Below are 14,705 nucleotides of genomic sequence, written 5' to 3' on the forward strand. Positions count from 1 at the left end.
TTCCCCAAATTGTACATTCTGTTCTCTTTCTATATTACGACTAGGATAGATGATTACAGCTTGCCAAGGGTGAGGAGTTTTGTATTGTCGTAGGTAGAGAAAAAGTTCTGCAAAGAGACGATAATATAAATCATCATCGGGTTGAAATTGAACCTCGACAATGTAAAATGGCTTTTTGGCATCTTTGGTGGTTGGTAAAAATAAACCGTCTAAACGAAAAGCCAGTTGTTTAACCTCACGAGAGGTAAATTCATACGTACCTGCTTCTGTGGGAGACTGGTTAATTAATTCAAAAAAGATGCTAGGAAATGCTTGAAATAAGCTATAGAAAATTGTATCGGTTTTCACGGTAATTGAGTAATTCTTGTATCTAATCTAGCTGAGGTTTCGCGCAATCTCTCTTAGAGATCCCGAAGGGTAGACGCAAAGGAGCAAAGACGCAAAGCAAGAAAACTCTCCTTCCCACGCAGAGCATCCTCGTTCCTCGTTCCCAGTCAGAGACTGGGAATGTCATCTTAGAGGTTCTACTTCCAGGTAAGAGATGCTTGATTTTTGCGTGTTTGCCACATTATCAGCAAAAAAGACTATAATATGGGAATATTTGCCCTGAAACTAGCTCAATCTATAATATATGATAAGCACATCCAATGTAGAGATAACAATTTCTTTGGCGGAACTAGGTTTAGAACAAGAAGAATTACAAACGCAAGTACGGAAGTTACTCCCGATACTACGAGAAGTTGATGGTGTCGAAACAGCAGATGTAGTCACCGTAGAACAAGCACCACCGAATACTAAAGCTATTGGCGGTTTTGTCTGGGAATTATTAACTACAAAAATTAATCCTGCTAATATCAAGTCTTTGGTTGGTTTTCTGGCTAAACGTTTCGGTAACACTGACAAAAAAGTAAAGATCAAAATTGAAAGAAATAAAGGTGATCTTAATGGTTTAGAACTTGAAATCGGGGATGTTAAGGATTTAGAACCAACGCTAAAAGCAATACAAGATTTTTTGGACAATAAAAAATGACAACTCAAGATAGCTATACTACTGATGGCTGAGTTTTGGAGTTTTACAAGGTTTTACAAAATTATAAAAAACCTAAATGTGCCAGGGTTCAGCACTGCTAAACCCCTACTATAAAATTAAAAAATCAAAAAATCAAAAAATCAAAAAATCAAGCCATTTTGAGTAGAATATGAACAAATTTGCATTATTAATAGGGGTGAGTGAGTACCAATCAGGATTTAGCCCTTTACCCACGACTGTTAAAGATGTTGAAGCTATCCAGGAAGTGCTGGTAAACCCAGAAATAGGTGAGTTTGCTGCGGAAAATGTCACCGTTTTGAAGAATCCGCAAAAGCCGGATATGGAAGAAGCTATTCATGATTTATATGATAATAGGCAAAGAGATGACTTATTGCTTTTGTACTTTTCTGGACATGGTTTAATTAATGATGACGGTAATTTCTACTTCTCAACTTCTTCTACAAAGAAAAAGAACGCAAGTTTTCTACCATATTTAGCTGTAGCTGCAAGTTATGTACATGAATGCATGAAAAAGAGCAAGTCAAAACGCAAAGTAGTAATTTTAGATTCCTGTTTTAGTGGTGCTTTTTCTCAAGGAATGACAGCTAAAGATGGTGGTGCTATAAATATTAAACAGCACTTGGGTGGTCAAGGAACAGCAATACTTACAGCTTCTACTTCAACACAGTACGCTTATGAAGAAGAAGGTTCAGAATTTGGGATTTATACTCGTTATTTGGTTGATGGAATTAAAACAGGTGCAGCAGATAAAGACGGAGATGGTTCGATTTCTATTGACGAATTACATGAGTATGTGAGTAGCAAAGTTCAAGAAGTTGCTCCAGCTATGACCCCAAAAATTTATCCTGTGGAGGAAGGTCATAGAATTATTCTAGCTAAGTCACCTCAAGATGATCCTAACCTTAAATACCGTAAGGAGGTAGAAGAATGTGCTTCGGAAGACGAAGGAGAAATTAGTTTGATTAATAGACAATCTTTAAATGTTATTCAAAAAAAACTAGGTTTAACAATTGATATAGCTCAAAGAATTGAGGCCGAAGTTCTCGAACCATATCAAAAGCGACAAGAAAAGTCACAAACTTATGAAAAGGCTTTCTGTCAATTAATAGAACAAAAATATCCAATTTCCGAAAAAAGCCGTAAGCAATTACAAAGATTACAAAATTCTCTTAATCTTCGAGATGAAGATATAGCTTCTATTGAACGAAAAATACTAGATACTAAACAAGTAGTATATTCACCTCCCTCACCAAATAATACTAAACCAAAACCGGAAAAGTTTTTAGATATTCCCGTCACCAGTTTTAAATTTGAAACAGCTAAGTTAATTTTAAAATCTGGTGTTTTTGGTTTAGGAAAAAGTTCGGAAATTCAACGCATTACCAAAAACGCAAATTATTTTGGCGAAGACTTGGGAAATGGTGTAATTCTGGAAATGGTAGCTATTCCCGGTGGAACTTTCAAAATGGGTTCTCCAGAAAATGAGGAAGGTTATGATTCTTCTCAAAGTCCACAACATGAAGTTACTGTTCCCCCGTTTTTCATGGGTAAATATCCAGTTACTCAAAAACAATGGCGAGTCGTGGCTGCCTTACCAAAGGTTAAGATTGATTTACAATCTGATCCATCTCGTTTTAAAGGTGATAATCTGCCTGTTGAGCGTGTATCATGGAATGATGCTAAAGAATTTTGTGCCAGACTTTCCCGAATGGCAAATAAAACCTATCGTTTACCTACTGAAGCCGAATGGGAATATGCTTGTCGTGGAGGAACTACTACCCCGTTTTATTGTGGGGAAACAATTTCTACGGATTTAGCTAATTATAATGGTAACTACACTTACGGGCAGGGACAAAAAGTACAATATCGAGGAAAAACCACAGAGGTAGGAATTTTTCCCGCCAACCCTTTTGGTTTATATGATATGTGTGGGAATGTGTGGGAATGGTGCGAAGATGATTGGCAGGAAAATTATATAAATGCGCCTAAAGATGGCAGTGCTTGGACAAGTCTAAGCGTTAATGAAAAGCTGCTGCGCGGCGGTTCTTGGCACAACCATCCTGAGCATTGCCGTTCGGCTTGTCGTTACTGCTATGTTGCGGGCTTCGACCCCGACGACCATGGTTTTCGTGTTGTGTGTGGTGCTGCGTGGACTCATTAGCACTTTACACTCTTGCTCTTTTGCGCTCTGCGCTCTTATTCTTTTCACTCTCCTAGCGTAACGGAGTGGAGCGATCAAAAATATTTTTTTAGATTTTGGTAATAATTTATGAGTTGTTCATCCATAATATAGGAAACTTTCGATTTAGTCAAGTGGTATTGAGTTTAAATCACAAAAATGGTGTAAGCCTTACCAAGCTAGAAATATTTGACTATATTTTTAGTAAATATGTCCCAATTATCAATAGTCTGTCACTTCCCCTTGTCTGTGAGGTTGAATGACCTTTAAAATATCCTCTTATAGAAATTCGTGCTAGAGATGCTTCTATGATTACACCTTTTTTTCAGCAGATAGATTCTCCTTTAACAAAAAAGGAAATTAACGTTTTACAAATTAATTTAGGAAAACGTTGTAATTTAGCTTGTAACCACTGCCATGTAGAAGCTAGTCCCAAAAGAACTGAGGAATTAACACCGGAAGTTTGTCAACAGTTAATTACTTTAATTGGTAGGTTTCCGCAAATTAAAACGGTAGATTTAACTGGTGGCGCTCCAGAAATGAATTATGGTTTTAAGTCTTTGGTAGAAGCTGCTAAAAATGCAGGTAAACAGGTCATTGTCAGATCAAATTTGACAATTTATTTTGTGGAAGGATTTGAGGATTTACCAGATTTTTTGGCTGAGAATAAGGTAAGGATTGTCGCTTCTCTTCCCTGTTATTTAGCTGATAATGTGGATAAAATGCGGGGAAATGGTGTTTTTGATCAATCTATTCAAGCTTTACAATGGTTGAATAAAATCGGTTATGGTCAAAATCCAGATTTGATTTTAGATTTGGTGTATAATCCTCCATTACCAAATAGTGAAGATTTTTCTCTCACTCCTGAACAGGAAAATTTAGAAAAGGCTTATAAAACCTTTCTGTCTGAAAAATTTGATATTCGATTTAATCATCTTTTTACGATTACTAATATACCTGTGGGGAGAACAAAGTTTCATTTAGAAAGAAAACAGCTTTATTCTCGCTATTTGCATTTTTTGGAATCTCACTTTAATGCAAATACAATTGATGGTTTAATGTGTCGTGAACAACTTTCAGTTGATTATTTAGGGAATATTTATGATTGTGACTTTAATCAAATGATGAATTTACCTGCTCAAACTAGTAATGGTGAAAAGTTGACTGTGAGTAAATTATTAGAAATTGGTAGTTTGGATATATTTAATGAAATCCAAACTGCTGAATATTGCTATGGTTGTACTGCGGGTTGTGGTTCTAGCTGTGGTGGTGCTATAGTATAAATTTTCAAAATACCGTTATTCAATTTAATTAAATGTTGGTATATGGCGAAATTATTGTATGAAGGTTATAGCGACAAAACTCCTACAAAATTTGTGCGCGAAAAATTTGGAGATATTACAGTTTACAACCAAAATGCTAAATCACTACTAACAAAAGCAACTGGTTTTATTGCTGCTTATGACTTTACTCTTAATCCTTATCGTGGTTGTCAATATGGCTGTAGTTACTGCTATGCTGCTGCATTTAGCCCTAATCATCAAATGCGTCAGGATTGGGGTAAATGGGTAATTTTTAAGGAAAATGCTGCGGAAGTTTTAGCAAGGGAATTAGAAGCTTGGTGTCGAAAAAATCCTAATCAACCTCCCAGAATTTATATGAGTAGTGTTACAGATCCTTATCAACCTTTGGAATCTAAACATCAATTAACTCGTAGTTTATTAGAAGTAATGCTTGATTATCGTCCACATTTAGTAATTCAAACTCGCAGTCCAATTATTACTAGAGACATTGATTATTTACAAAGGTTTCAAAGGTTGAGAATTAATATCAGCATTCCCACAGGTAGTGAAGTTGTCAGAAAAGATTTTGAACCCCGCTCTCCTAGTATTAAAGCTAGATTCAATGCTATTATGAAAATACGAGAAAGCATTGATAGTTTGAAAGGTTTTATTCCTAAAATTTCTATTACTATTACACCTCTACTTCCAACACTAGCCAAAGATGAAGATACGTTTATTCAAAAATTAGCTATTGCAGATAGAGTGGTAATTCAGGACTTTCATGCTAATAATAATCGTTCTTTAGTCGCGGGAACTCGTCAAGAAGCTGAAGAAATTAAACAAAAGTATGCTTGGTGGTATAATTCTCAGCAGTTGAGTTATCAACGATTTAAAGAAAAGTTAATATCTCAACTTCCAGGTGTAGAAATAAAAGAAGGAAAGGATGGTTTTGGTTATGAGTAATTTTATTATTAATTGGTGGAGAAGTCAGCAGTTAAAATCAGCATTACGGCGTAGTGATCACCAAAGTGCTATAAAAATTTTGCAAGAAATTCAAAAATCAGGAGCGAGTTTTTCATGGTTAGAGAAACTATTTAGAGATAAACTTCAACTTGAAAGGACTTCCCAGGAAAATAAACGGGAAATCACAAATTTAAAAAAACAAATAACGGAAGCAACAGAATCAAAATCTCATCTCTCATTAAAACCTGATAGAGAATTTATTAAGTATATATATCAAACTTTTGAATTAGTAGATCATGATGAATATAAACTACAAGTTACAGGAATTGACCAGAGTATATTTGATGATTTGGAAGTTGCACTATTCAAATATCTTCAAGAACAATTTAGTAAAATTACTAAACAAAAATCTGAACAAAAATTAATAATAGATTTAAAAGATGCTCTTGATGATATTAATGGTTTAAAAGCCGGAAAAGATCCAGAATATAGTCTTAATCTAACTCCTCATGTCTATTTCATGAAGTATTTTCTAGAAAATGTATATTGTCTCTATTTATTCTGGTTTTTAATTTACCAAAATGAGTTGCTACCAACTAAATTAAATATTCTTGATATTGCTGCTGGACCGGGAACAACAGCTTATGGTTTAGCTTTATTTCTCCAAAGTTGTAGCAGCTTTTTTAGCATTCCCCAAATGCACGTATCTTACTATTCCTTTGAAAAACAAGACACTTTTCAGTATCGTGGACTTCAATTTTGGCGTAAATATATTGAGTCGCAAATAAATCCTATAAATAATTATTTTCGTTTTGTTACTGCTGATATCTTTTCTTCGGAAGAAAAATATAGTAATATTCCGAAAAACTTTTTTAATTTTATTGTCATTTCTCATTGTTTTTTTGCAGATGATTCTAAAAGAATTAAGGCTAATAATATATATAAAGAAATATTTACTAATAGTTTAAGTAGTCAAGGTTATGTAATGCTTATTATCCAAGATAAAAAGTTATTTAAGGCTTATAATACTTATCGGACTGAAGATAAAGAACAGGAAAAAAATGTAGTATATAAGTTTGTAGAAGAACTGGGACTAAAGTTAGTTTGGTATAAATATCTAACCTCAACTGGTCTCAGAAAAAGTTCTACCATTGTTGACTTTGCGAAATTTGCTCGAGAAAACTTACCCAAACAAGTTTATATTAGTTCTATGCTTAAAAAGTATTTTGATCAAAATTATGAATCTAACTATACATTAGATGATTATGTAATATTAGCGAAAAACCGGGTATAGATTGCAATATTTAGCAGTTTTAGGTTTTAGTTTTTAGTTTTTAAATAAGGGTTGTTCAATATACCCACCCGTACAAACTCTTATGAAAATCAAAAATTTGAAAAATGGTATAATCTGACCTGGTAATTATCAGAAAAGTATATGGCTTATTGGTTATTTCAAGGAAACCCCAAGTATTATCGGGTTTTAGACGCTATCGAGCAGTTGGAAGAAATTCCTTGGTTGGTAACTCGTTATGCTAAAGATATCGCTGCTGGTGATGGTGTTATTATTTGGTTATCTGGTAGTCAAGGGGGAATTTATGCGACAGCAGAAGTGATAGAACCCGCTCAATTATTGACGGAAATACCAGATAAGAAATATTGGGTAGACTCTACAAGGGCTTTGGGAAAACAACAAGCGATAATTAGATTTACAAATAAATTTGTAGAATCTCCTTTACTGAAAAATCAGTTACAAGAAGATTCTGTACTTAAAAATTTATTGGTGCTTCGCGCTCCCAATTCGACTAATTTTAAGGTAAGTTCAGAAGAGTGGGAACAGGTACAAAAATTAATTCAGGAAAAGTAGGAAATATTAAAAATAATTTTGTTCCTCAAAGTGTTATGAAAGAGTTTTTGTCTGGTTGATATTCTATGATCATGGAGAGTTGAACTTCTCTAAAATTGACTAAAATTCAACTCTATTTAACTAAACTGTTCAATAATTCCCCCACCTAATACCTTGTCTCCGTCGTACCAAACCGCAGCTTGTCCGGGTGTGATGCTGAACTGTGGTTCATCAAATACCAAACGCACGCGAGAATCTTCTAAAGGAATTACTGTCACAGCTACGGGTTGAGAACGATAACGAATTTGTACTTCTGCTCGTACGGGTGTTACAGGTTCAGCAATAGAAACCCAATTTACTCTATTTATTGTACATTCTGACTGAGTTCCTTTGGTGCGATCGCCTACAACTACCCTGTTATTAACAGCATCTAAAGAAATCACATACAAGGGTTCGGCCGCAGCAATACCTAAGCCTTTTCGCTGACCAATTGTGTAATGATGAATACCATCATGTTGGCCTAAAATTTTGCCAGTAGTATCAACAATATCACCGGATTTGGGAGCTAAATATTTATCTAAAAATGCCCGCATAGAACCGTTACTTTCTACTAAGCATAGATCTTGACTTTCCGGTTTATCAGCGGTTTTTAAATTGTATTCTGTAGCAATTCTCCGGGTATCGCTTTTATTCAATTCACCCAGGGGAAAAATTACAGCCCCTAATAAATCTTGGGATAAATCATAGAGAAAATAAGACTGATCTTTATTGCGGTCAACGGCTCGTAACAATTGGTAACGATTAGTAGCGTCATCGTAACGAATTTTGGCATAATGACCTGTAGCGATGCGATCGCATTTTAATTTTTCTCTTGCATATTCCACCATTGGACCAAATTTCACCGTCTTGTTACATTGAGAACAAGGTAATGGCGTAATTCCCGCACTATAACCTGTCACCAAAAAATCAACAATTGACCTTTGAAAGACATCCCGAATATCAACAATTTCATGGGGAATACCCAATTGTTGGCAAATATCAGCCGCGTCGATCATTCCTTCAGAGCAACATTGCCCCTTGCCTTTCATTAGCCAAAGGGTTAAACCAATTACATCATAGCCCTGATTATGTAGCATAGCGGCGGCTACGGAACTATCAACGCCACCAGAAAGACCAACGACAACTTTTTTCATAATTCACACTTTTCAAAGTGCTTGCGGCTTATTTTCGTAAGAAAGGGTTTTTTATTTGCTCACAAAGTGCGAGGTTTTCCGATTGTAGCATATAGGAGAAATTTTCCTGTTAAGGTAGTCCATATATGGAATATTGCATAGAAAATTTCTGTAAAAGCTAGTAACAAATATGTCTAATTTAAGAGTCAGTTACTTTACTCCTTTATCTATGTTATCTTTACTTGTGGGTGGGTATTGGGCGTTAATATCCGATTATACTCCAGTTCAGGCTCAAATCCCCAAGAATAGTCAATTTTTAGCACAGGGGACGCAGCAAGTACAACCGGGGGAATTGAACCAGTATAACCGAAATTTTGAACGATATTTTGTTTATGTTGATAGCAGCGATTTGCAAATATTGCAACGAGTTCAGCAAGTTGAAAGCAATGCCTATATTCGCAATTATAATGGACGTAATGTTATTCAATGTGGTGTTTTTCATCAACAATCTAATGCTGAAATCAGGGTGAGCGAATTGGAATTAAATGGTGTTTTTGGTGCTAGAATTGTTAATTCTGCAAATCTAGAAATAAAACCCAATAATTCCGGTCAACAAACAGCCTATGATAACAACCAAAACAATCCAAATAACTATCAACAAGAAGCAAGAAAATACTACTATATAGTGATTCCTAGTCACCCTAATAATTTACGTTCTTTTGGTACAGAAATTCGACAGAAAATAAGTGCAAATATTAATGTATTTATGAGAACTCAACCACGGGGAGCGCATATAGCTATAGGACCTTTTAGCGACAAATCTGAAGCAGAAATATGGAATAGCTATTTTCAAAATTCAGGTTACGGTAATGCTAGAGTTTATTATGGAAAATAGGGTAATGGGTAATGGGTAATTGGTAACTGACAACTGACAAATAACAAATGACAAATAACAAATGACAAATGACAACTGACAACTGACAACTGACAACTAACAAATGACAACTGACAACTAACAACTAACAAATGACTAAAGAACAATTTGTAGTTACCGCAGCGCAAATGCGGGATATTGAAACCAGAATATTTACTGCGGGAATGCCTGTAGCTGCTTTAATGGAAAAGGTAGGAGGATTAATTTTCCAACGCTTACAAACTATTATTTCTCCAGATAAATGTGTGGGCATTTTAGCAGGTCCAGGTCATAATGGAGGTGATGCTTTAGTAGTAGGGCGTGAATTGTATTTTCACGGGTATAAAATTTGGATTTATCAACCTTTTTCTAAATTGAAAGAATTAACTTCACAACATTTTCAATATATTCAAAGTTTGGAAATTCCCTGTTATCAACAAATTAACGAATTACCAAATTGTGATTTCTTAATTGATGGTTTATTTGGTTTTGGTTTAGAAAGAGAAATTACCGACTCTATAGCTGCTGCAATTAATCATTTTAATCAAAGAAATCAACCTATTATTAGTATTGATATACCTTCCGGTTTACACACAGACACAGGGGAGGTTTTAGGAACAGCTATTCAGGCAAGTTATACATTTTGTTTGGGTTTATGGAAACAAGGTTTATTACAAGAACAAGCATTACCTTATGTTGGTAAAACTGAATTAATTGATTTTCATATTCCCTTAACAGATATTCATGCGGTTTTAGATAAAGATAATGTTCCCCAAATCAAACGCATTACTAAAACAACAGCATTATCTACCTTACCCTTACCCCGTCCCCTCATTACCCACAAATATAAACAAGGAAATTTACTATTAATTTGTGGTTCTCGACGTTACGCAGGTGGAGCAATTTTAACAGGTTTGGGTGCGCGAGCTTCTGGTGTAGGAATGTTATCAATTGCTGTACCAGAATCTCTAAAAATGTTGTTAGTTTCCCATTTACCAGAAGCGTTAATTATCGGTTGTCCTGAAACAGAAAAAGGAGCAATTGCTAATTTACCATTAGTAGGGTGTGTTAGCGATAGCGTAACGCACCTTATAGACTTAAATTCATTTACTACAATTGCTTGCGGACCGGGTTTAACTAAAGATAATATTTCTATTATTCCCGAAATAATTGAATGTGAATGTCCTCTAATTCTCGATGCTGATGCTTTAAATATTCTGGCACAATTAGGAACTATTCCCACATTAAAATCACGAAAATCAACCACTGTAATTACACCCCACACGGGAGAATTTAAGCGTTTATTTCCCCATATTGATTATACCAATAGAGTCAAAGCAGTACAAACAGCAGCCCACGAAAGTGGGGCGATAGTCCTGCTCAAAGGGGCAAGAACGGCTATATCTAATCCTCAAGGTAGTGTTTGGATAAATCCCGAAAGTACCCCGGCCTTAGCCCGTGGAGGCAGCGGAGATGTATTAACTGGCTTGTTAGGTGGACTATTAGCACAAATTCCTCCCCAAGAACTTGCCATAGAGGATGTAGTCGCAACTGCGACTTGGTGGCATTCTCAAGCCGGAATTTTAGCAGCACAAGCAAGAACAGAATTAGGAGTTGATGCTTTTACACTGACACAATATTTATTACCAGTCTTGAAGCGACAATACAGCGAGCGGTACGCACTTAAATAAAATAGATCATATCCCCCTCTTCGCTTGCGGGGAGGGGGTTGGGGGTGGGGTTATTGTATTTTACCCAACCGAGAACCGCTATAACGTAAGTTAGTAATTAGTAAAAAAGGTGAAAAGCAAAAGGTAATTATTACCAATTACCTTTTACCAGATCACAACTACTTAATTACTACCTTACCACCAGCTTCTTCAATCCGCTTCTTGATATCCTCAGCAGCTTCCTTAGCTACACCTTCCTTAACAGCTTTAGGAGCAGCTTCTACCAATTCTTTAGCTTCTTTCAGACCTAAACCTGTGATTTCACGGACAATCTTTAAGACAGCAATCTTCTTGTCAGCAGGTACAGAATCCAAAATTGCATCAAACTCGGTTTTTTCTACTACTTCTTCAGCAGGAGCAGCAGCACCAGGGGCCACCATCATCATGCCACCAGTAGCAGCAGCGCTAACACCAAAGGCTTCTTCGATTTGCTTGACTAATTCAGAAGCTTCTAATAAAGTGAGGGCTTTCAATTGTTCTAAAATTTGTTCGGTTGCAGCAGACATGGATATAACTCCTAAATAATTTTTGATTTGTCAGTTGTCATTTGTTAGTGGTTAAGCACCACCACCATTAATTAGTGCGTTATGTATTTGCTAATACACACTAAGAAGCACTTTCGGAACTATCGCCATTTTCTTTTTCAGCGATAGCTTGCAAAGCGCGAGCCAAGGAACTGGGAACTTCGTTGATACCAACAGCCAGCTTGGTAGCCACAGCGTTGATAGCACCAGCGATTTGACCCATGAGTTGTTCTTTAGATGGTAAGTCTCCTAGAGCCTTAACATCAGCTTCACTCAGGACACGACCTTCCATGACACCACCGCGAATTTCTGTTTTCTTGGTGGCTTTTTGGAATGCTTGATAAGCTTTAATCGCGGATAAATCTTCTTTAACTAGCAGAAATGCAGAAGAGCCTTTCAGCAATTCCGACATTGGCTCCCATTGTTTCTGATCCTTAATGGCAATGCCCATAAAGGTGTTTTTTGTCACCTTACATATAGCACCACTAGGACGGAGTTGCTGACGCAAATTGGTGATTTCGGCAACTGTTAGCCCCTGGTAATCAATTACCAGTGCTAAAGTTGACTTACTCAAGGTTTCCTTGAGATCAGCTACTATCTCTTTTTTGTTTTCTAACGTTCTTCCCATACTTATCTGACCTCCAATGTCAGTTGTCAGTTGTCAGTTGTCAGTTGTCAGTTGTTAGTTGTCAGTTGTCAGTTGTCAGTTGGCAGTTGTTAGTTGTTAGTTTTTACTCTATTTCCTGTCACCTGTCACTTATCACCCATTACCTTTTTGCTGACCCGCCGAAAACAGTTAACCCCAGCTATATTAGCCGGGGTTTCAAAGTAGTATTTTTAATACTGTCGTTGTCACAGTTTGACTGTTTAAACTTCAGATAGTTAAAATTACAACCTCGGCAGGATATTAAGCTATTAGGACCTGCTGTCTCCGGCTTTATCTATTTAATTTTGGTCATTAGTGATTAGTCATTGGTCATTAGTCATTGCTGATTATACTCATCTATCACGAATTACCAATTACCAATTACCCATTACCAAATTATGCAGCTTCGGTGAGTTTTAACTCTCTTAGGGCGCTGATATCAATGGCAATTGATGGACCCATAGTTGAGGACACATACAATGACCGCCAATAACGACCTTTAGCACCAGAAGGACGGTTACGGTCAATGGACTCTTGTAATGCCTTCAGGTTGATTAATAAATCTTCAGGTGAAAAACCAGCCTTACCAAACATAACATGAACAATCCCAGTCCGATCAGCCCGATATTCTAATTTACCAGCTTTAAACTCGGCGATCGCACTACCAATATCAAAGGTTACTGTACCACCCTTGGGTGAGGGCATCAAACCACGGGGACCTAGCAATTTACCAAGCTTTGCTACCTGTGGCATCACATCTGGTGTCGCAATCAGCTTATCAAAGTCCATGAAGCCCTTCTGAATCTGCTCAATCAGTTCTTCTGAACCAGCTATATCGGCACCAGCATTAGTCGCTTCTGTGACTTTTTCCCCTCTAGCGATCACTGCTACCCGGATTATTTGCCCCGTTCCTTTAGGTAATGCTACTGTTGTCCGTAACTGCTGGTCTGTATACTTAGGATCAATTCCTAAACGGATATGAGCCTCAGCAGCTTCGGCAAATTTAGCGGTTGCTGTTTCTTTTAACAGAGCTAATCCTTCTAAGGGCGTATAATCCCTATCTTCTACTTTTTCTAGTAACGCCCGCAAGCGGCGTGATACTTTTTTTGCCATTTTTTTCTCCTGGGGTAATCTCGAAGTTATGCTTCTCCCCCGATATGATTTTGTTATTTGTCAGTTGTCAGTTGTCAGTTGTTATTTTTTTATTGACTGTTACCTAATCTGTAACTGTTACACCCATGTTTTTCGCAGTTCCTGCCACGATTTTCATGGCTGCGTCAATATCGTTAGCGTTGAGGTCGGGAAGTTTGGTTTGAGCAATTTCCCGTAATTGATTTCTACTAATGCTACCAACTTTCTTTTTGTTGGGTTCATTTGAGCCTCTTTCAATTTTCGCCGCTTTCCGAATCAATACTGATGCGGGTGGTGTTTTGAGTACAAATGTAAAACTTCTGTCTTCATAAACAGAAATTTCTACTGGTATCACCATTCCCGCTTGGTCTGCTGTTTTGGCGTTGTACTCTTTGCAGAACATCATGATATTAACACCATGTTGACCCAGTGCAGGACCAACTGGCGGTGCTGGGTTGGCTTTCCCAGCATTCAGGGCCAATTTAATGACCGCTACTAATTTCTTCGCCATTTGTATTTAGCTCTGTTTTTTAACCTGATTAAATTCTAATTCTACTGGTGTATCTCGTCCAAAGATTGAGAGTAGAGCTTTCAGTTTACTCCGTTCTGGAGAAACTTCAATTACCTCGCCTTCAAAATCCTTAAATGGACCAGAAAGCACCACTATCTTATCACCTGTAGCCATATCAATTTTGACTACTGGTTCTTGTTCCGTGGCTTGTTTGAATATGCGTTCAACTTCCGCAGGATTTAAGGGAACTGGCTTCACGTGGCCACGACCTCTACCGCTACCACGCTTTTGCTCCGCGCCCACAAAGTTAATGACGTGGGTGGTATTTCTTACCACTTGCCATGTATCATCACTCATTACCATGCGTACTAACACATATCCAGGAAAAACCTTTTCTTCTGAGGGCTGACGTTTACCATCTTTACGGATTTTCACCGTTGGTGTGTGGGGAATTTCCACTTGGATGATTTTATCAGCTACATCAAAAGTTTGGATACGTTGCTCTAAGTTTGTCTTGACTCGTTTCTCACAACCGGAAGCTACTTGCACTGCATACCAGCGTAGCTCTTTAGACGCTGTTCCCAGTGCTTCCTCCGACTGCAATTCTAAATTACGTGGTTCGTCTGTTGCAGAAGTCATCAGAACACCTGTTTTGCTGCCCAACTGAACAATCCATCGACCAAGTATATCAAGGAGGCGGAGAGTGTAACCATTAATAGTACAGCTGCTGATTCACTCACCAACTGTTTCCGACTGGGC

The 14,705-nt window shown here is 37.1% G+C and carries 18 protein-coding genes and 1 other annotated feature; of the genes, 9 read left to right on the forward strand and 9 right to left on the reverse strand.

The annotated features are described in order from the left end of the window. Positions 1-348, reverse strand: a 348-nt coding sequence (locus ACIR310F_RS0116510; RefSeq protein WP_028084789.1) for an Rpn family recombination-promoting nuclease/putative transposase, incomplete at its 3' end; no start/stop codon positions are given. Positions 349-631: 283 nt separating this feature from the next. On the opposite strand from ACIR310F_RS0116510, the gene ACIR310F_RS0116515 reads away from it, so the two are divergent. From ACIR310F_RS0116515 to ACIR310F_RS0116540, 6 genes are all read left to right on the forward strand, one after another. Further along, the gene (locus ACIR310F_RS0116515) at positions 632-1,030 is read left to right on the forward strand and encodes a fimbrial protein (RefSeq protein ID WP_028084790.1); all 399 of its coding nucleotides are present in this window, start codon (positions 632-634) and stop codon (positions 1,028-1,030) included. Between the two features lie 169 nt (positions 1,031-1,199). Then, positions 1,200-3,212 (forward strand): caspase, EACC1-associated type, encoded by a 2,013-nt coding sequence (locus ACIR310F_RS0116520; protein ID WP_028084791.1) that lies wholly within the window; start codon positions 1,200-1,202, stop codon positions 3,210-3,212. Between the two features lie 326 nt (positions 3,213-3,538). Further along, the gene (gene arsS, locus ACIR310F_RS0116525) at positions 3,539-4,513 is read left to right on the forward strand and encodes an arsenosugar biosynthesis radical SAM (seleno)protein ArsS (RefSeq protein WP_028084792.1); all 975 of its coding nucleotides are present in this window, start codon (positions 3,539-3,541) and stop codon (positions 4,511-4,513) included. Positions 4,514-4,555: 42 nt separating this feature from the next. Then, on the forward strand, positions 4,556-5,476 hold the full coding sequence (locus ACIR310F_RS0116530; RefSeq protein WP_028084793.1) for an SPL family radical SAM protein: 921 nt from the start codon (positions 4,556-4,558) through the stop codon (positions 5,474-5,476). Further along, complete coding sequence (locus ACIR310F_RS0116535; protein WP_028084794.1) at positions 5,469-6,770, forward strand: hypothetical protein; 1,302 nt, start codon at positions 5,469-5,471, stop codon at positions 6,768-6,770. The genes ACIR310F_RS0116530 and ACIR310F_RS0116535 overlap by 8 nt, the downstream gene beginning before the upstream one ends. Positions 6,771-6,911: 141 nt before the next feature. After that, positions 6,912-7,340, forward strand: coding sequence for an EVE domain-containing protein (locus tag ACIR310F_RS0116540; RefSeq protein WP_028084795.1), 429 nt, complete (start codon positions 6,912-6,914; stop codon positions 7,338-7,340). Positions 7,341-7,456: 116 nt separating this feature from the next. Here ACIR310F_RS0116540 and mnmA read toward each other — a convergent pair whose 3' ends face one another. Beyond that, positions 7,457-8,512, reverse strand: coding sequence for a tRNA 2-thiouridine(34) synthase MnmA (gene mnmA / locus ACIR310F_RS0116545; RefSeq protein WP_028084796.1), 1,056 nt, complete (start codon positions 8,510-8,512; stop codon positions 7,457-7,459). A 169-nt stretch (positions 8,513-8,681) separates the two neighbouring features. Between mnmA and ACIR310F_RS0116550 the strand changes: the two genes are divergently transcribed. Continuing rightward, entirely contained in the window at positions 8,682-9,386 is a 705-nt protein-coding gene (locus ACIR310F_RS0116550) for a hypothetical protein (protein WP_028084797.1), read from the forward strand. Here ACIR310F_RS0116550 and ACIR310F_RS25755 read toward each other — a convergent pair. Continuing rightward, complete coding sequence (locus ACIR310F_RS25755; protein WP_155963874.1) at positions 9,374-9,532, reverse strand: hypothetical protein; 159 nt, start codon at positions 9,530-9,532, stop codon at positions 9,374-9,376. The two genes, ACIR310F_RS0116550 and ACIR310F_RS25755, sit on opposite strands and share 13 nt — an antisense overlap. Between ACIR310F_RS25755 and ACIR310F_RS22835 the strand changes: the two genes are divergently transcribed. After that, positions 9,518-11,095 (forward strand): bifunctional ADP-dependent NAD(P)H-hydrate dehydratase/NAD(P)H-hydrate epimerase, encoded by a 1,578-nt coding sequence (locus tag ACIR310F_RS22835; protein WP_035368245.1) that lies wholly within the window; start codon positions 9,518-9,520, stop codon positions 11,093-11,095. The two genes, ACIR310F_RS25755 and ACIR310F_RS22835, sit on opposite strands and share 15 nt — an antisense overlap. Before the next feature lie 158 nt (positions 11,096-11,253). Here the strand turns inward: ACIR310F_RS22835 and rplL are convergent, their stop codons facing one another. Together rplL and rplJ are read right to left on the reverse strand one after the other, a co-directional pair. Next, entirely contained in the window at positions 11,254-11,640 is a 387-nt protein-coding gene (gene rplL / locus ACIR310F_RS0116560; protein WP_028084798.1) for a 50S ribosomal protein L7/L12, read from the reverse strand. Between the two features lie 100 nt (positions 11,641-11,740). Next, a complete protein-coding gene (gene rplJ / locus ACIR310F_RS0116565; protein WP_028084799.1) occupies positions 11,741-12,286 on the reverse strand; it encodes a 50S ribosomal protein L10 in 546 nt (181 codons plus the stop codon). Between the two features lie 23 nt (positions 12,287-12,309). On the opposite strand from rplJ, the gene ACIR310F_RS25760 reads away from it, so the two are divergent. Next, positions 12,310-12,540, forward strand: a complete 231-nt coding sequence (locus ACIR310F_RS25760) for a hypothetical protein (RefSeq protein WP_155963876.1) — start codon at positions 12,310-12,312, stop codon at positions 12,538-12,540. Further along, positions 12,444-12,611 (reverse strand) — a sequence feature (ribosomal protein L10 leader region). (Overlaps the previous gene by 97 nt.) A gap of 89 nt (positions 12,612-12,700) precedes the next feature. On the opposite strand, the gene rplA is transcribed toward ACIR310F_RS25760, so the two are convergent. The 4 genes from rplA to secE all read right to left on the reverse strand — a co-directional run. Continuing rightward, a complete protein-coding gene (gene rplA / locus ACIR310F_RS0116570; protein ID WP_028084800.1) occupies positions 12,701-13,417 on the reverse strand; it encodes a 50S ribosomal protein L1 in 717 nt (238 codons plus the stop codon). 103 nt (positions 13,418-13,520) lie between these two features. Next, entirely contained in the window at positions 13,521-13,946 is a 426-nt protein-coding gene (gene rplK / locus ACIR310F_RS0116575) for a 50S ribosomal protein L11 (protein ID WP_028084801.1), read from the reverse strand. A gap of 6 nt (positions 13,947-13,952) precedes the next feature. Next, entirely contained in the window at positions 13,953-14,585 is a 633-nt protein-coding gene (gene nusG, locus ACIR310F_RS0116580) for a transcription termination/antitermination protein NusG (protein WP_028084802.1), read from the reverse strand. Then, a partial coding sequence (gene secE, locus ACIR310F_RS27005) for a preprotein translocase subunit SecE (protein WP_231387576.1) occupies positions 14,585-14,705 on the reverse strand: 121 nt, incomplete at its 5' end. The genes nusG and secE, both read right to left, overlap by 1 nt.

Source organism: Dolichospermum circinale AWQC310F, assembly GCF_000426925.1.
Taxonomy (GTDB): Bacteria; Cyanobacteriota; Cyanobacteriia; order Cyanobacteriales; family Nostocaceae; genus Dolichospermum; species Dolichospermum circinale.